Origin of the sequence: Sulfitobacter sp. AS92 (assembly GCF_038900015.1) — a bacterium.
GTDB lineage: Bacteria > Pseudomonadota > Alphaproteobacteria > Rhodobacterales > Rhodobacteraceae > Sulfitobacter.
Window position 1 is genome coordinate 66,853 of sequence record NZ_JBBMQL010000004.1, and the last position, 16,456, is coordinate 83,308.

The following is a 16,456-nucleotide window of genomic DNA, read 5'->3' on the forward strand; positions in this document are numbered from 1 at the left end:
AATGGCTGAGAGTTACGAACCAGAAACAGTCTACCGGGTGCGGTTCTCCGCTCCGGTTCTCACGCCTGGCACAGACGTGCCCCTGCTTCCGCGCCACGTTCACAAGATCAAGGGCGCGGTGCTGGCCAAACTTGTTGAGGATGGTGCAAATGTCCGAACTGCCGAACCCCAATAATCAATTCCGGGCCACGCTCGACTACGATCTGTCCCTGACAAACCTGAACGCTATTTTCGGCGGGATGTGGGATGCGTTGCAGCCCTACCGCGATGTGGTCGTGGAAGCCGATAATGCAATCAACGCGCTCAACGCGCGGACCTTGCAAGTCATCGGGGACAGCATCACGCCGGAATTGGACCAACTCCGCGCTGCCACTGCGGAAGCGCAAGAGGCCGTTGACGATCTGATCGGCAATAATTTTGCGCAAGACCTCGCGGGCAAGCTCGCCAAGGATCAAAACTTGGACGATCTGCCGGACAAGGGCGCGGCTCTGGCGGCGCTTGGATTGAAGGCGGTAGCGACCAAGGACTTCGCCACGCAAGAGGAAGGCGAGGCGGGGGAAAACGCCGACAAGCCGATGAGCCCGCTGCGGACTGCGCAGGCGATTGATGCGCTTGGCTATCAGCCCGGCGCGGGGGAGAGTATGAAATCCTTCGGAGTGCCCACCGGAAGTTGGGTTGAGGCTGATAAGAGCGCCTATCTCAAATCAGCCTATCCCGATGCGTGGGCGGTATTCGATTGGAACAAATACAGAGCGGGGTACATCGAGGACGATGGACTTGCTTTTGAGCCAATCGGACAAGCAGTTCTGGGAATTACCGCCAAGCGAGACTTGAGCCGTGTTTACTTGCTGTATAACTACTCGCCGGCTCGGTGGTATCAGTACGACCTCTCGACGCCCGGCGATTGGTCCACAGCTGTGCAGGCGGGTTACAAATCCCTGTACGGACCAAACATCATTGGGATCATCAACAACGCGGGTACGCAGTTTCTAGAAATAAGTTTCGGGTATCTGCGCATTTTTCCGCTTTCGACGCCGTATGATGTGACCTCGGCGGGGCCTGAAATTACGGAAGTTATTAGACCCTTTGGCGAAACGAACCCTAACGCATTGGCTGCGTATCTTAAACCGGATGGCTCTAGCCTTTTCATCGCTTATACGGCGGTCTCCGTTAACGGCGTGGACGAGCAAATGTTGGTTGAGCACGCGTTGTCCACGCCAGACGACTTCACAACCGCAAATCCTTTTGCGACTAAAAGTCTGGTCCTTTACGACAATCTATTCGGGTTGGAGGAGACTAACTCGAAATTCTCCGATCACCTTTGCTTCAGCCCAGACGGTCGTCGAATTATTGGATTAGTCGCTGGGGGGGGCGGCTATAACTTGGAGATCACGTTGGAGGAGCCGTGGAACATCGAAAGCTTCCATCCGGTTTTGAGCCTAGATGAAAGATACCTATCCACGGCCTCATCCTTTTACGTCCCACGCGAGGGATTGGTGGCAGACGCTGAGTACAAGAATTTCATCTACACTCACAGCTCAAACCCGTACCACATACGTACGGGGACGCGCATCCTGCCGTTCGACCCAGATACAGAATTTTCTGTGCCTGATGTTGCCACCATACCAAAAACATATGTCAATCTGGGGTGATAGTGATGCGTACAATCTATGAAATCGACGCGGATCGGATCGCGACCGGGAAATCCCGCCAAATTGGGCAGAAGGATGGTCGCCCGCCCCATTGGGTTGTCTCGGCCAAGCCGCCACCCGAAGGGTTAGCGCAATGGCAAGGTGACGGGTGGCTTGTGTTGAGTGAACGTCCGGCGCCCCCTCCGCCCCCGGTGCCTGACGTGGTATCCATGCGGCAAGCGCGGCTTGCGCTTTCCCGCGCCGGGCTTCTGGCAAACGCCGAGGCTGCAATCGCGGGCATGACCGGCGAGGCGGGCGACGAAGCGCGGATTGAGTGGGAGTATGCCACGGAGTTGCGTCGGGATCATCCCCTTGTCGCGGCGCTCGGGCAAACGCTCGGGCTTGATGATGCGGCGAAGGACGACCTGTTCCGGCAGGCCGCTCAAATCCTCTGATGCATACCACGCTCGCCTTCTACAAGGCGCCGGGGCGATGGCAGGATGCGGCTGTGCGTTTAATCACGCGCAGCCGTTTTTCGCATTGCGAGCTCGTCGCCATCCAGCCGCAGCCGGGCGGCTCCGCTCGGGCGGTGTCGGCATCCAAGCGCGACGGCAATTGCGTTCGCGCTCGCGAGATAGAGTTTCACCGCGGGCATTGGGAGTTTGTGCGGGTCGGCGTCGATATGGGATCGTCCTGGACTAAAGCGCTGGGCGAGGTCGGGCTGCCCTATGACATCATCGGGGCCGGGCTCTCCGCGCTCCCTGTCGATATCGAGAGCGACCGGGGCTGGTTCTGCTCCGAGCTCTGCGCCTACGCTATTGGTCTGGAAAAGCCTCACACCTATTCGCCCGGTGATCTCGCCGAGCACTGCGGCCTGCGCCGGTAAGCCGGAGCAGGAAAACCGCCAGAGGAAAGGACTAGCCCGCCTCGCGATGATCGGCTCAACTGTCGACAATAGTTGAGGCGAGATAGATGGCATTCCTTCACGGCGTTGAAGTGATCGAGGTGGACACCGGCGCACGGCCGATCCGGACGGTTTCTTCTGGTGTAATCGGCATTGTGGGGACCGCGCCTGACGCGGATGCCACTACCTTCCCCCTAAACACTCCGGTTCTGATCGCGGGCTCGCGTACCGAAGCGGCCAAGCTGGACACGGTCGGCGATGGCAACGGCACTCTGCCGGCCGCGCTCGACGGCATCTTTGACCAGATCGGCGCGGTCGTGATCGTGGTCCGCGTTGAGGAGGGCGCCGACGAGGACGCCACGCTGGCAAATATCGTAGGCGGCGTGAATGCCGGCACCGGGCAATATGAGGGTGTTCATGCTCTGGCCGGCGCGGAGTCGGTTGTGGGCCATACCCCGCGCATCTTGATCGCACCGGGCTGGACCCACCAGCGGCCCACTGATCTTGCGAACCCGGTTGTTTCCGAGCTCGAAGGCATCGCCGCGCGTCTGCGCGCTGTGATCGTCGCCGATGGGCCGAACACCACGGATGATGCCGCACAGACCTATGCGGGCGATTGGGGCACTTCCGGCCGCGTCTACGTGATCGATCCTTGGGTCAAAGTTCTGGACGGCGAGGGCGATGTTGTGGTCGAGCCGAGTTCTGCGCGGATCGCGGGTGTGATCGCGCGCACCGACAACGACGCCGGCTTCTGGCACTCCCCCTCAAACAAGGGCGTCTTTGGCATCATCGGCACGGCGCGGCCGGTGGATTTCAAGCTGGGTGATGCGTCCTCCCGCGCCAATCTCTTGAACGAGAATGACGTGGCCACGATCATCCGTCAGGACGGCTTCCGTCTCTGGGGCAACCAGGTGCCGACCGAGGACGCGAAGTGGCAGTTCATCTCGGTTCGTCGGACGGCCGATATCCTCCACGAAAGTCTGCAGCGCGCTCATATGTGGGCCGTCGACCGGAATATCTCGAAAACCTATCTGGAGGACGTCGCCGACGGCGTGAACGGGTACATCGCCCAGCTGGTTGAGCTCGGCGCGCTTCTGGGCGGCCGCTGCTTCCCCGATCCGGACCTGAACACGCCGGCCGCAATCGCGGAGGGCAAGGTCTACTTCAATCTCGAATTCACCCCGCCGTATCCAGCCGAGCACATTACGTTCCGCTCGCATCTGGTGGATACCTACATCACGGAGGCTCTTAGCTAATGGCTGCGCGCGATATTCTGAAAAACTTTAACCTGTTTGTTGATGGCCGGGGCTATGCCGGCAACGTCTCCGAATATACCCCTCCCACTCTCGCTGTGCAGACCGAGGATCATCGTGCCGGTGGCATGGACGCCCCGGTCGCGCTCGATATGGGAATGGAGGGGCTTGAGGCGTCCTTCATCCTCACGGCGTATGATTTCGATGTGCTGACCATGTGGGGCGTCTCGCAGGGCGCGGCCGTCGCCTTCACGGCGCGTGGTTCGGTCGAAAGTATGGACGGCTCGGTCAAAGCTGCGGTGCATCGCCTTCGCGGCAAAGTGACCAGCATCGACCGGGGTACATGGACACCGGGCCAGCCTGCGCCGCTGACCATCACCGTTCGCCTCGACTACTTCGCCGAAGAGCTCGGCGGGCGTCAAATCCATGAGATTGATGTGCCGAACATGAAGCGCGTGATGAACGGCGTGGATCAGCTGGAAGCGCGGCGCACCGCGCTCGGAATGTAAGGGGGCCGCATGTCTAAAGATCAAACAACCGCCACAGGTCTGCCGGCTTACATCACCGAGGGGGACGATGGCTCTCTCGCTGTGGATCTGGTGCGCGGGCTGGAAATCTCCGGCGCCAAGGTCACCAAGTTGAAATTCCGCGAGCCAACTCTGGACGATCAGCTGGTGTCGCAAAAGGTCGGCGAGAATGCCGATGCCGAGGTCGCGTTGCTTGCCAATCTCGCAGAGATCAGCCCAGACGATCTCCGCGCGATCAAAATGCGAGACTATGCGCGTTTGCAGGTGGCGCTGAATTTTTTTTACGGCTGAAGCCGGAAACGATCCGCGCGGGCGTTCTGTCGCTGGCGCGGCATACCGGGTGGGCTGAGGCTGAAATACTCGGGATGCGCACCGGGCGTTTTCTGTGGTGGATCGAGGGGCTAGAAGATGGCGCAGCAGAAACTTAACGCCACGGTCCAGATCGGCTCTGTGCTGGAGCGATCTGTTAAGAAGAACATTGGCGTTCTGCGCTCGGGGCTCGAGGGCGTCGGCAAAGAGATCAAGGGCGTCACTGATCGCCAGAAGGAACTCTCCAAGCAGCGCAAGGTGCTTGAGAAGCAGGGCCGATCCGTCGAGGCGCTTGATCGCGAGTATGAGGATTTGGGTCGAACGCTCGACGGGCTGCGCCGTAAGCAAGAGCGCTGGACGCGGGCCGCGCAGGCATCGCAGCGGGTCGGCAAAGATTTCAAACGCATGACAGGGGACGTGACGCGGGTCGCGCGCAATGCCGGTATCGCCGTCGCGGCTGTCGGCACGGCGATCTTCGGGTTGGCATCCTCGACGGCCGCGCTCGGCGATGATGTGGCGAAGTCGGCCGACAAGCTGGGCATCGGCGTCGAGGCGTTTCAAGAATTGCGCTATGCGGCCGAACGTTCCGGCGTTCCCATCTCCACGTTCGACAGTTCGATGGTCGCCTTCGTCAAGCGCATGGGCGAAGCCAAGGAAGGCACCGGGCCGGCTGCAGACGCGATCAAGGCGCTCGGGCTCAATGTCGGCGATCTGCTGGAAATGAAGCCGGAGGACGCGCTTGGCAAGATCGCCGAGCGCATGAAGGACGTAAAGAACCCAGCAGAGCGCGCTGCTATCGCTTCCGACCTATTTTCGCGGGCCGGGGTCGGCATGGTCAACATGCTGCGTGATGGTGAGCAGGGTCTGATTGATCTGCGCGGCCAAGCGCGCCGAACCGGCTACGTCCTCTCAGAAAAGACCGCGCGGGACGCCGAGGTCTTTCAGGATCGGCTGCTCGATGCGCAGCTAACCGTCAAAGGTCTAAAGAACGTGATCGGGGCCGAGTTTATGCCGGTGGTCACACGATCGATGGAGACCTTCTCGGCGTGGGCGCAGGAAAACCGGGCCGATGTGCAGGCGTTCGCAAAGACTGCGGTGGAAAGCCTAGAGCGTGCCATTCCGGTTATCGGCGAGGTGGCATCGGGCATGGGGACCGTCGCGGTCAAAGTCGGCGAGGTGACATCCAAGGTGGCCGATATGGTCGGCGGCTGGGATAACTTCGGGGTGATCCTCGGGGCCGTATTCGCTTCGAAGGCCATTCTGAGTGTCGGTCGCTTTGTCTGGAGTGTTGGCCGTCTCGGCGCGGCCATGATCGCGCTCGCCCCGTCTCTGCCTGTCGTCGCGGGCGGGATTAAAGCTATCGGTCTGGCGCTCGCGGCCAACCCTATCGGGCTTGCTGTCACCGCCATCGCGGGCGGCGCCGTTCTGGTCTACAAATATTGGGAGCCCATCTCGGGTTTTTTCACGCGCATGTGGGGCTGGGTCAAAGAGAAGTTTGACGCGGCTCGGGTTTGGGTCGGCGAGGCGATCACTGAATTCGGTAACGTGACCGGCATCACCGAGGCGTGGCAGTCCGTCAAAGTCGGGCTTGGCGCCGTTATGGATTGGATCGGCGAGAAGTTCGATTGGGTGATGCGCAAGATCGAGCCGGTGATCGATGCGCTTAAATGGGTGCGCGACAAAGCCGGGGCGGCTCTCGAAAAGGTCGGGATCGGCGGTGGCGGGCCAGAGCCTGCGGCGTTGGGCTCTGCCGCGCGTCCCTTCCCAAAGGGGCACCCGATGCACCAGGCGCAAAAGCGCGCGACGGGCGGTTCGTTCCGGCCGGGCTGGCTAATGACGGGGGAGCAGGGCCGGGAGCTCGAGTTTGCCAATCGCTCGGGCTTCATCGCCACCAATCGCGCGACCGAGCGGATCGCGGCTCTCACCAAGCGCGCGCGCGCCGATATGGCCAGCGCTGTGTCCGGCTCCGGCTCTGGGGGCGGCGGGGCGGCGTCGATCACAAACCACATTCAGATCAACGCGGGCGGCATGTCCCCGCAGCTGATCATTGACGAGCTTGAGCGGCGGATGCGCGATGCGTCCTCCGGCGCGCTCTATGACGGCGCGCGGGGCTATGGTCAGTATGGGGGCGCGGCATGAGCGATCCGATGATGCAGCTGGGCGTCTACCAGTTCTCGATCTCCACGGCAGCCTATCAAGAGCTCACGCGCGGCTCGGAGTACCGCTGGTCATCTCAGGAGCGGATCGGGGCCAACGACGCGCTGCAGTTCACCGGGCTGCCGGCTGAAACGCTGGAGCTCCGGGGCGTAATCTATCCGCACTACAAGGGCGGGCTCGATCAATTGACCCGCATGCGCGCGCAGGCATCCCTCGGGGTGCCTCTGCCACTCCTTTCCAGCGGCGGGCGCGTCATGGGCGCGTGGGTGATCGAGAGCGTCCGAGAAGGGCAGCGGATATTCGAGCGGGGCGGTGCGCCTCTCCGGCAGGAATTTGATCTTAGACTGAGGCGGTACGATGGCGGGCTCCAATCCCTACTACCTATCTAAAGAAGGCGACACGCTGGATCGCATCGTCTGGAAACACTACGGCCGTCAGTCTGATGGGCTGGTCGAGCGCGTACTGGTGGCGAACCGCGGCATTTCAGCTCTCGGGCCGATACTGCCCCTCGGCACGCGTGTGGACCTGCCGCCTGCCGAAGAGCCGCGCGCGCAGGAAGCGGTGCGCCTGTGGGGCTGATGGATTTTAAGCCTTCGTTTCGGGTCGAAGTGGACGGGGAGGATATCACCGGTATCTTGACTGACCGGCTCGTATCCCTGCAGCTGTCCGATGCCGCCGGGGTCCAATCCGACCGGGTGTCGATCACGCTCTCTGATAGTTCTCTGTTCGGTCGGCTGGAAGAACCACCAACCGGGGCCGAGGTGAAGGTCTGGCTCGGGTATGGGCTGCGCCAGAAGTACATGGGTCTGTTCATCGCTGACCGGGTCGAGATCGGCGGTCCTCCGGACCAGATGACAATCTCGGCCGTGGCGTCGGTGCATGGCGAGACGTCCTCCGGAAAGACGGCAATCACAGAGCAGCGCTCGCGTTCGTGGCCAGCTGATACCTCCCTCGGGGCGCTGGTGCAGAAGATCGCGGGCGAGCATGGAATGCGCGCGGCCGTCTCCGGCTCTCTGGCCGATATCAAGCTGCCCCACATCGACCAAGTGGACGAGAGCGACATTCACCTCCTATCGCGCTTGGCGCGTGATCTCGATGCAATCGCCAAGCCGGGCGACGGGCAGCTGATCCTCGCAAAGCGCGGCGAGAGCCTATCCGTCTCAGGGCAGGCCATGCCTACCATTCTGGTCGCGCTGAGCGACGTGTCGTCGTGGCGATGGAACCGGTCGCTGCGCGAGCCGGACGGGCAAGTGATTGCGGTCTGGCAAGACATGGTCGCGGGCGAAGCTGTCGAGTGTTTCGCTGGGTCCGGTAAGCCGATCAAGCGGCTTAAGGATCGTTACCCCTCGCGTGAAACCGCGCAGCGGGCGGCGGATGCCGAGTATCGCCGGGCCGCGCGCGCCGGTCGCTCCCTGCAGCTGCAAATTCCGGGCAATCCTGATTTGGTCGCCGAGGGTCGTGTGAACCTTTCGGGGTTCCGGTCGTATCTCGACGGGCCGTGGCTGGTGACGCGCGTCGATCATTCGCTCGACAGCGGCGGGTATCGGTGTTCGGTTGTTTGCGAGCCTCCTGGTTAAGTGTAAATCTCAGGCGCTCTAGCTGCTACGGATTAGCAAAAGGCCTCCACCGTTTCCAGCAGAAGCCTTAAAGTAGGTAAACCAGGCAACTTAGTTCACAGCAGCTATTTACTGGGCTGGCACAAGCTTGGCCAGTTCTTCCTGCAATGCACGCGCATAAGCATTCCGTGCTGTCTGGGCGATAGCTTTCCGCTGCTCAAGGCGTTGGATTTCAGCGTCAACAACCTGAATGTTGCCAAGCTGGGCTTTGGCTGCGTCTGACAGTTTGTCGATCTCATAGGATTTACCGTCGATGTCGATTGTTTGGCCTTCAGCCATGTCTGTCTCCTAGAGTCTCTTGAGGTTTAGATGTGGAAAGGGGCCACCCGAAGGCAGCCCCAGTCCGTAAGATGTAAGTCGGCTGACTTAGGCGACGAAGATGTCGCCGTTAGTCGCACCAAGAGCTTCAATACCAGTTACGCCGGTAAGCTTAACTACGGAGTCATCAGCGTCGACAGCTACTGCTGCAGTGCCACCTTCGTTGAAGAGGTAGGTGTCGCCAATGTACTCAAAGGCTACAACTTCGTCAGCACCCAGACCCAAAGCGTCTACAAACTGAATAGCTTCATCCAGTGTGGATGGGCCAGCGCCAAGGAACGTAACGATGCCATTGTCTGCTGCAGATGCATTCGCGGTAGCTGAACCAGTGCCGACCGTCTCTGTGCCGCCAAAGTCAATCAAATCAGCTTCAGCGATCAGGTCCGCGTCCGTAGTCGAAGCAGATTTCTCAAAGCCAACAATGGATTCAAGGTCAGCTTCTGCAGTACCGGCCACTTCGGCGTCAACAACGTCCGCACCGCTACCGAGAGTAACCTCTGCACCATTTGCAAGATCGTCGAGTTCAATGGTCAGACCAGCGGTCATTCCGCTTGCGTCAACAGTGGCCAACTTGTTTTCGTTGGTCACAGAGATAGCACTCAGATCCAGTGCCTGATCACCAGTGATAGTGATCTCGGTCAACACGCTAGCAACCGTGCCGCTGCCCGAAGTATCGGTTAGCGCCAGCACGTTGGCTGCGTTCTCACCACCGGAAACGATGTTGAGCGATGTTGCAGCATCAGTTTCAAGTGTGATGGTTTGCGTGTTGGAAATTGCACCGGCAATTTCGTTAACGCTTGCCGAGTCAAACACTGCATTCACGCTTGTCGCGTTGGTCAGATCGACGGTCGTAGTTGCATCGTTGTCATCAGCCGGGCCAGCTGTGGCTGCTTGATCAACATCCAAAGTTACAGTGATCTCGCCAGCTGTTTTCTGAGTCAGGGTCAGTTCGTCTGCACCCATATCACCTGTGGCGCGGAAGCCAACGCCAGCGCCGAGTTTGGTAAGAGTAGATGCGCCACCCAGGGCATCAGAGCCAACAATCTCAGTAACGTCGTTCTCTGTAGCAAGAATGTCGAGGTCAAGATTTTTGTTAAGATCGGCAACCCTCGGGAGACTCCCATACAGCGCCTGTAAGGCCTTTCGTGGATCACAATAACAATATCATCGACGCTCACAGAGGGCCTCTAGGAGTCCTTATATCGCTGCTACGAATCGCTTCTGGGACGTTTCCAGCGGAGTTAGAATTAGTGTCGGCATGGAGCTATGGATTAGCCTCAACCCATAACATCTCGTCAATATTATTTAGCTCATTATGGGGCCCGGTTGACAATCTCTCAGACCCTATCCGTGAACGAGGCCATATACGGTAACGTGCATACCCCCCCTGGCACTTGCCCCCCTGTACTACCACAGCAAAAGACCTCCACCGTTTCCAGCAGAGGCCTTAAAGCAGGTAAACCAGGCAACTAGGTTCACTGGCGTAAGTTACTGCTGTGGCTCAACTTTAGCCAGTTCTTCTTGCAATGCACGTGCATAAGCATTCCGTGCTGTCTGAGCGATAGCTTTCCGCTGCTCAAGGCGTTGGATTTCCGCATCTACAGCACGGATATTACCGAGCTGGCTCTTGGCTTCGTCTGACAGCTTGTCGATCTCGTAGGATTTACCGTCAATGTCGATTGTTTGGCCTTCAGCCATGTCTGCACTCCTAAGGTCTCTTGCGGTTTAGATGTGGAAAGGGGCCACCCGAAGGCAGCCCCAGTCCGTAACTTGTAAGCCGGTTGGCTTAAGCGAAAGTCAGCTCGGTACCAGCAAAGGTCGAAGTCGACAGATCAAGGGTACCAGCAAGTTTCACAACGGTATCACCTGCGTCGAAAGCACCGGAGCCGGGAGCGCCATCAGTATCAGCCACTACGTATGTGTTGCCAGCATACTGGAACCAAGCAACCTCGTTGGCAGCATCGATGGCCAATGCAAGTGCGCCGTCCAAGTTGGTTGCTGTGCTGATATCGACCTTAGCAGTCTGGAAAGTTCCTGATGCGTTAGCACCAAAGTCGATCTTGTCACCTTTGGTGAAGTCCATGATCGATGTCAGAACCGAAGCTGCTTCAGTCGTACCAGTTGCAACTGCGAGGCTTACGTCGAACTCGTCGTTACCTGCACCACCGGTCAGTGTACCACCAGCAAGGGATGTGGTGATCACGTCATCACCAGCACCTGCCTCAACAGTAGCCTTCTGAGCCAGTGTGATTACGTCTTTACCTGCACCGGTCTTCACAGTCAGACCAGCATTGGCAATGTTCGCAATGTTCGCTGTATTGATGTCGAGAGCGCCAGTTGCGGCCGAACCATCAATTTCCGCAACACCAAGGCCATTCGTTGCGGTAGCAACGGTGCCATTGTTTGCTACGTTCTGGGAGAAGTCCAGGTCCAGCTTCTTATCACCTGTGATAACCAGCGACTGCAGTGCTGTAGCGCCATCAATTTCAAGGTTGTTAGCAACAAAACCAGTTCCGGTCGATGCAACATTGATGGTCTCGACACCTGCGAGAACTAGTTCACCTGCATCAATAGCTGTTGGAGCTGTAGCTGTTGCACCAGCCGCTGCTTTGCCATCGAATGAAACAGCAAACGCATCGCTTGTTGCGGTTGCAGCTGTAGCACCTTTCACACCGATTGTAGTTGTACCGGTGTTAGAGCCGGAAACGCTCAGGCCTACACCAGCTGCAACATTAGTGAGATTTGCACCCCCTGTGCCGCCATTCATGGTCAGCCCAGTGATCGTGGAACCGGTCAGCAACTCTACATCGACAGCCGCTGCTGTAGCTGCAGAAACGTCGATTTCTTCAAAGTTAACGAACTTGGAACCATTACCGGCGTTCAGGAGCGAAGCCGCAACTGTATCTACACCTGCGCCACCATCAACTGTTGCTGTGGTTGGCACAGCAGCGCCAGCACCAGCAAGAAGTTTATCATCGCCAGCACCCAAGTTCACAGTGGCGTTGGCAGCCAATGCGCCTACGACGGTGATGGAGTCAGCAGCAGACGAACCAGTAAGCGTTTTGGTCACGCCAGTAGTAGTCGACACGGTCAGACCACCGGTGTTTGCAGACGCGTCGATGGTCGCACCATCAAAGTTCGCACCGAGATTAACTTTGCCTGCACCAGTAACAGTCATGGCTGCTGTTGCTGCGTAGTCAGCTGCAACGAGAGCTGCTGTCAGATCAGTGGCCGCGTTAACGGTCAAAGAGGTGATGGTGTTAGTACCGCCAGAAAGCGTCACTGTACCAGCAACGTTAGCAGCGCCAGTGGAAGAGATGGTAGCGGCAGTCGCGGTACCAGCAGTTGCTGTAACAGCAGGTGTACCCTTGAGACCACCGTCAAGTGCAACAGTTACTGCGTCAGTAGCATTTGCCATAGCGAAGTTGGTAGCGCCGAGGACGGCAGAACCGTTGCCTTTAACGCCGATCGCAGCATCTGTTCCAAGGTTTGTAACTGTTACAACGCCTGTAGAGCGATCGTTCCAAACTTGTGTCTCACCCGCAATCAAGCCAGCGTCGAAAGTTGCTGTTGCAGCAATGTCTGCACCAACGCCATCTGTATCGACGTCCAGGTTGCGAATAAAGAACTTCTCGACGTTCGTTACGTTGGCCAGCGGAACAGCGATATTTGCTGTAGCAGACGAAACGAGAACGTTCAGACTGTCGGTTCCTGCACCACCATCGATGGTGTCGGAGATGGCAAGAGTGTTGTTGGTCGCTGTAACTGTATCAAGTGTAGCATTGATAGTGTCGTTGTTGACCGAACCAGCAACTGCATCCACACCTGTAGTGAGCGTAAATGTATCGCCTGGGTTAGCTGCACCACCAACAAACGCGTCAGTAGCCGCTTTTGCTGCAACCACAGTAGCTTCGTCTTCGGTCACGCCGTTAACGGAAGCAACAGCTGCTGCTTTGGCTGCGGCGTCGAATTCGAAGCCAGGAACGTCACCAGTAGAAGTGGCCCAATCCAGACCAACTTCGACTTTATTGTCGAGAACTGATTTGTCGAATGTACCAGCGTCTGCATCGTCACGTGCGCCCATGATGATCGCTTCGATCATGTCGGCAACAGAAACGCTGCCATCTTCCAGAACGCCTTTCCAGAATTCCAGACCTGCGTTATCAGGTACGCGACCGAAGAGGTTCGCATAGATGTTTGTGATGAACGCGGTAGGCGAAGATACGTTTGGCGTTGTCAGATAGGGGTACAGTGCTTCAGCTTCGGCGGAAGCGGCGAAGTCGGCTGCGATCGTGTTAAATTCACGACCGTTGTCGATCTGCTCAATCCAGAACTGCAGACCTGCTGGGTCGGGTGCGCGATCAAAGTACCCTACGTAGAGGGCGGTAATCGCATTGATTTGCGTAGAAGTTGCCATGATTATTAATTTCCTGCTTTGTGAACGTTCACGATAGGGCTCATTTAGGCGATCAGTAATTCGGAAGGATGCGCTTTAGGGCGCATCGAGCCGGATCACCTAAAGACCGCTAGTGACTGAACTACCAAATCTGATATTATCCGGCAAGGACTAAAATGCAGTAAAAAGTATACCATCCTCTAAAATCCTGTGTTAAGAAGAGTAAAGAGCGACTTCGGCCTCCTTTTGCGCCTATTTCCGCTCATAGATGTAATAGAAATGCAACTTCGCCCTCTGGTAGGTCAAATGGCGGCGTTGAAATGAAGAGAGTGTGCACGATGCCCAAAGCGACAACGTCAGCGGTTTCGGGAAAAGGTAGTGATCCCCGTGTGGAGCTGGGGGGCTGGTTGAGGTCATTGCGTGAAGCTCAGGGGCTTTCTCAACGTAAGATGGCTGACGAGCTCTCGTTGGACTATTACACCTTCATTTCTCAGCTTGAGACCGGCCGTGGGAAAATCCCAAGCGCTCGCTACGGTGACTGGGCTAAGGTTTTAGATCAGCAACCGAAGCCTTTCATGAAAAAGCTCCTAAGCTATTACGAGCCGGAAGCTTATGAAATGCTGTTTGGTGATAGCGAAGCAATCTAGCCGTCGGCGCCCGTGATCGGTAAGGGCTCAACACTCTTTGCTATGTCATGGGGGGAGCAAGCCGATCGCTTCCATTCCGCTTTTCGATCAGCCAGCTGACTTCTAGCAATGAATGCCGGCCGGGGCAGTTGTGCCACCATGGCCTACGTCTGTCCGGTCACGAAGCGCGCCCAGGCTTCCATCACGGTCCTGCGGCTGTCCAACAGGTCCGAACGCGCATATGACCTTGCTACTTTGTTGTGAATAGTATGGTTTAGGACTGTCTCGGCGACTTCATAACTGCAAGCCTCGGTGTCTTGGACCCATGTGCGAAAGCTGGTTCTGAAACCGTGGGGGCGCCCGAGTTCTTCCAAACGATCTAGATGGGCTTCCATACCTCGCGACGATACCGGGTTTTCCTTCGGACCAGTGAACATCAGATTTGCGTGGATCTCTGACTGTTGTTTGACGATGGTCAGGGCCTCTTGTGACAGCGGTACGCGAAACTCGGTCACTTTTCCTCGAAGGCCTTTTACCCGCTCTTTCGGAACAGTCCAGATGTCTCCCTCGATCTCGGATAGTTTGGCGCCGCGGGCTGCGTCTGACCTTACAAGCGTCAGGATAATCCACCGGAGGCATTGCGCTACGTCGCTGCCTGTTTGGAGGCTCTTGTAAAGAGCGGGGATGTCTTGCCACGGGGTGGCTGCAATTGGGATTGGTGTGTGATCTACTGAACCGAGCACTTCCTTCGCGGCCTCTACGATGAATGGGTCCGCTTCGTGGCCCATGAGCTTTGCCTTGGTAAATACGAGCCGCGATCTTTGGTATGCCTTTTCGGCCACTGCAGGTTTTTCGTGCCAGATCGGCTTCAGGGCATGCTGGATATCTTGGACCGTGATCTTTGAAATCGGAAGGCATCCGATTTTTGGGATGATGTGGATGTCGAGTGGACTACGCCAACGACCTCGTAAGCCATCCCCCCGTAGGGTCGCCTTTCGTGCTTCGAAGACCACGTCGACCATCTCGGCGAAGGTTGGGTTATCTCTTCGGGCTTCGAGCAAATCTGCATTTCGTTTTGCTCGGCGGATTGAAATGGGGTCGCGCCCCTGCCGAATTTCTGCTGCCCATTGGTCGCGAACTCGGCGCGCTTCAGCTAGTGAGACGGCCGGCCATGGGCCGAGGCCCATTTCTTTTCGCTTGCCATGGATTGAATAACGGTAGACCCAGTTGGCACGATCGCCTTGTTTTACGAGGCGCAGTCCTGAGCCGTCTTCGTGTTTTCCGTCTGGTGCTCGTTTAATTCCCAGGACTGTCAGTGGCATATGTATCCCCCAGCCTATCCCCCAAGCTGATAGGCGTTTCTGTCAATTCGCGTGCAACTGACTGCGACAGTCGAAATCAGTATCTCCTTATAAATACTAGGTAAAATGCACGATATGCAACTATTCAATACTGTGCTGCACGTCCCACCGCCCGCACCAAGAAAATCCTATTCTTTATTTATCTTTAAGTGCTTAGGCGTGGAGTCGGCTGTACGGGCCACCTCGTAGTCCACCTTCTAGGGGCTCGTTGGTCGCTTAGCTTTACCTTTTGGTTGACCACGTAAAAAATCTGTTGGCCACTGTGGCCCGCTGATAAAAGTTTCAGGCTTGTAGCATTTTCCGAGAGTTTACAGCGTGTCCGCTCTTCGTTTAACGATGCAGAACATATTGCTGGGCAACAGTGGGTGCGCATAGCTCAGTCGATTGCAGCCTACTTTTTGAAACTAGCCAAAGACGCGCCATAGAAGTTTTTGTGCGCTAAACGGTAACATTGGCAAGAAGAGTTAAGAGAATTTCATGAGAGACAGTTGGTTAGTTGAATTTTGGTCAAAAGTGTTTGGTGGGCTCGGAAAGCTGTCGGTATTTACCATCCTTAGAGCGATTTTTAAAACGAAGGTTACTTACGGTTTTGTTGAAGGATACGTGCTTTTTCACACTTCGCTAGCGCTAGTCACATTTATCATTGCGACTTGGAACGTCGAAAAACCTGTTTCTTGGTTATTGATTGCTCTTGTATTTTATGGCGCACTAAGAGTGTTCGAAACTGTAATCTATCAGACCAACGTGTTACTTTTTGACGAGTACAGGGCATTCAAAGCTGGCGTGGATTATAAAGTCCGAAGCTTTCGGCGGCTCGTAATATTGCTTCTTCACAACTACTTCGAGATGTTGTGCTGGTTTGGTGTTTTCTACACTTTTTTCTACCGCTCTGGAGACGTCGTTCTAACGTCTGGTGAACTTGGTTTCTTCACTATATTTCGTGAAAGCCTCTTGATGATGATTTCCTTTACGCCTGAAACCAACCAACCAACCAGTCCACTAGGTATGGTAGTCCTGACGGTTCATAGTTTTGTGGGGATATTCATGACCATTATGGTCCTTGCGAGATTCCTCGCCCTTCTGCCGCCGCCTGACAGCCATGACGAGATGGACAAGCACTGAGTCTATATGCATTGATAGCAGATCGCATTTAGTTAAGGCTGAAGAGCACTTCACAGTTAGTGAGTGCTTAGAAGATGTATTAGTTTTCGAACTTCTCGCATAGATTTGGTTCGCAAGCCGTGTCGGTAGTTTGGGTGATTTGAGCCCGAATTGCCGCCACCCCCTGCACCATGCATCCTACATACAGTCCAGCCGCGCACCGCAGGATTCCTGCATAGAAAGCCAGTTCGTTTGGA

General features: G+C 56.8%; 18 protein-coding genes. 13 read left to right on the top strand and 5 right to left on the bottom strand.

What is annotated here, in order from left to right:
* Nucleotide 1: 1 nt before the first annotated feature.
* The 11 genes from WNY61_RS09315 (at nucleotide 2) to WNY61_RS09365 (ending at nucleotide 8,358) form a co-directional block, all read left to right on the top strand.
* On the top strand, nucleotides 2–175 hold the full coding sequence (locus WNY61_RS09315) for a hypothetical protein (protein ID WP_342851182.1): 174 nt from the start codon (nucleotides 2–4) through the stop codon (nucleotides 173–175).
* Nucleotides 150–1,652, top strand: coding sequence for a hypothetical protein (locus WNY61_RS09320; protein ID WP_342851183.1), 1,503 nt, complete (start codon nucleotides 150–152; stop codon nucleotides 1,650–1,652). The genes WNY61_RS09315 and WNY61_RS09320 overlap by 26 nt, the downstream gene beginning before the upstream one ends.
* Nucleotides 1,653–1,657: 5 nt before the next feature.
* Nucleotides 1,658–2,086, top strand: a complete 429-nt coding sequence (locus WNY61_RS09325) for a hypothetical protein (protein ID WP_342851184.1) — start codon at nucleotides 1,658–1,660, stop codon at nucleotides 2,084–2,086.
* The gene (locus WNY61_RS09330; protein ID WP_342851185.1) at nucleotides 2,086–2,517 is read left to right on the top strand and encodes a hypothetical protein; all 432 of its coding nucleotides are present in this window, start codon (nucleotides 2,086–2,088) and stop codon (nucleotides 2,515–2,517) included. The genes WNY61_RS09325 and WNY61_RS09330 overlap by 1 nt, the downstream gene beginning before the upstream one ends.
* Nucleotides 2,518–2,603: 86 nt before the next feature.
* Nucleotides 2,604–3,791 carry a phage tail sheath subtilisin-like domain-containing protein gene (locus tag WNY61_RS09335; RefSeq protein ID WP_342851186.1) on the top strand — a complete coding sequence of 396 codons (1,188 nt, stop codon included), beginning with the start codon at nucleotides 2,604–2,606 and terminating at the stop codon, nucleotides 3,789–3,791.
* A complete protein-coding gene (locus tag WNY61_RS09340) occupies nucleotides 3,791–4,297 on the top strand; it encodes a phage major tail tube protein (RefSeq protein ID WP_342851187.1) in 507 nt (168 codons plus the stop codon). The genes WNY61_RS09335 and WNY61_RS09340 overlap by 1 nt, the downstream gene beginning before the upstream one ends.
* Before the next feature lie 9 nt (nucleotides 4,298–4,306).
* Nucleotides 4,307–4,606, top strand: a complete 300-nt coding sequence (locus WNY61_RS09345) for a phage tail assembly protein (RefSeq protein WP_342851188.1) — start codon at nucleotides 4,307–4,309, stop codon at nucleotides 4,604–4,606.
* Nucleotides 4,607–4,723: 117 nt separating this feature from the next.
* A complete protein-coding gene (locus WNY61_RS09350; protein WP_342851189.1) occupies nucleotides 4,724–6,763 on the top strand; it encodes a phage tail tape measure protein in 2,040 nt (679 codons plus the stop codon).
* On the top strand, nucleotides 6,760–7,170 hold the full coding sequence (locus tag WNY61_RS09355) for a phage tail protein (protein ID WP_342851190.1): 411 nt from the start codon (nucleotides 6,760–6,762) through the stop codon (nucleotides 7,168–7,170). Before WNY61_RS09350 ends, WNY61_RS09355 begins: the two co-directional genes overlap by 4 nt.
* Nucleotides 7,139–7,360: a tail protein X gene (locus tag WNY61_RS09360; RefSeq protein WP_342851191.1), complete on the top strand. Its 222-nt coding sequence runs from the start codon at nucleotides 7,139–7,141 to the stop codon at nucleotides 7,358–7,360. Before WNY61_RS09355 ends, WNY61_RS09360 begins: the two co-directional genes overlap by 32 nt.
* A complete protein-coding gene (locus WNY61_RS09365) occupies nucleotides 7,360–8,358 on the top strand; it encodes a contractile injection system protein, VgrG/Pvc8 family (RefSeq protein ID WP_342851192.1) in 999 nt (332 codons plus the stop codon). The genes WNY61_RS09360 and WNY61_RS09365 overlap by 1 nt, the downstream gene beginning before the upstream one ends.
* 108 nt (nucleotides 8,359–8,466) lie before the next feature.
* Here WNY61_RS09365 and WNY61_RS09370 read toward each other — a convergent pair whose 3' ends face one another.
* The 4 genes from WNY61_RS09370 to WNY61_RS09385 all read right to left on the bottom strand — a co-directional run bounded on the left by WNY61_RS09370 (nucleotide 8,467) and on the right by WNY61_RS09385 (nucleotide 13,132).
* Nucleotides 8,467–8,676, bottom strand: a complete 210-nt coding sequence (locus tag WNY61_RS09370) for a DUF6447 family protein (RefSeq protein ID WP_342851193.1) — start codon at nucleotides 8,674–8,676, stop codon at nucleotides 8,467–8,469.
* An 87-nt stretch (nucleotides 8,677–8,763) separates the two neighbouring features.
* Nucleotides 8,764–9,678, bottom strand: coding sequence for a hypothetical protein (locus WNY61_RS09375; RefSeq protein WP_342851194.1), 915 nt, complete (start codon nucleotides 9,676–9,678; stop codon nucleotides 8,764–8,766).
* 525 nt (nucleotides 9,679–10,203) lie between these two features.
* Nucleotides 10,204–10,413, bottom strand: coding sequence for a DUF6447 family protein (locus tag WNY61_RS09380; RefSeq protein WP_342851195.1), 210 nt, complete (start codon nucleotides 10,411–10,413; stop codon nucleotides 10,204–10,206).
* Nucleotides 10,414–10,501: 88 nt separating this feature from the next.
* Entirely contained in the window at nucleotides 10,502–13,132 is a 2,631-nt protein-coding gene (locus WNY61_RS09385; protein ID WP_342851196.1) for a DUF4214 domain-containing protein, read from the bottom strand.
* Nucleotides 13,133–13,449: 317 nt separating this feature from the next.
* Here WNY61_RS09385 and WNY61_RS09390 point away from each other — a divergent pair, with 317 nt between their 5' ends.
* The gene (locus WNY61_RS09390; protein WP_342851197.1) at nucleotides 13,450–13,758 is read left to right on the top strand and encodes a helix-turn-helix transcriptional regulator; all 309 of its coding nucleotides are present in this window, start codon (nucleotides 13,450–13,452) and stop codon (nucleotides 13,756–13,758) included.
* 143 nt (nucleotides 13,759–13,901) lie between these two features.
* On the opposite strand, the gene WNY61_RS09395 is transcribed toward WNY61_RS09390, so the two are convergent.
* Nucleotides 13,902–15,059, bottom strand: coding sequence for an integrase arm-type DNA-binding domain-containing protein (locus tag WNY61_RS09395; protein ID WP_342851198.1), 1,158 nt, complete (start codon nucleotides 15,057–15,059; stop codon nucleotides 13,902–13,904).
* 516 nt (nucleotides 15,060–15,575) lie between these two features.
* Here WNY61_RS09395 and WNY61_RS09400 point away from each other — a divergent pair.
* The gene (locus tag WNY61_RS09400) at nucleotides 15,576–16,220 is read left to right on the top strand and encodes a hypothetical protein (RefSeq protein ID WP_342851199.1); all 645 of its coding nucleotides are present in this window, start codon (nucleotides 15,576–15,578) and stop codon (nucleotides 16,218–16,220) included.
* Nucleotides 16,221–16,456: the final 236 nt, after the last annotated feature.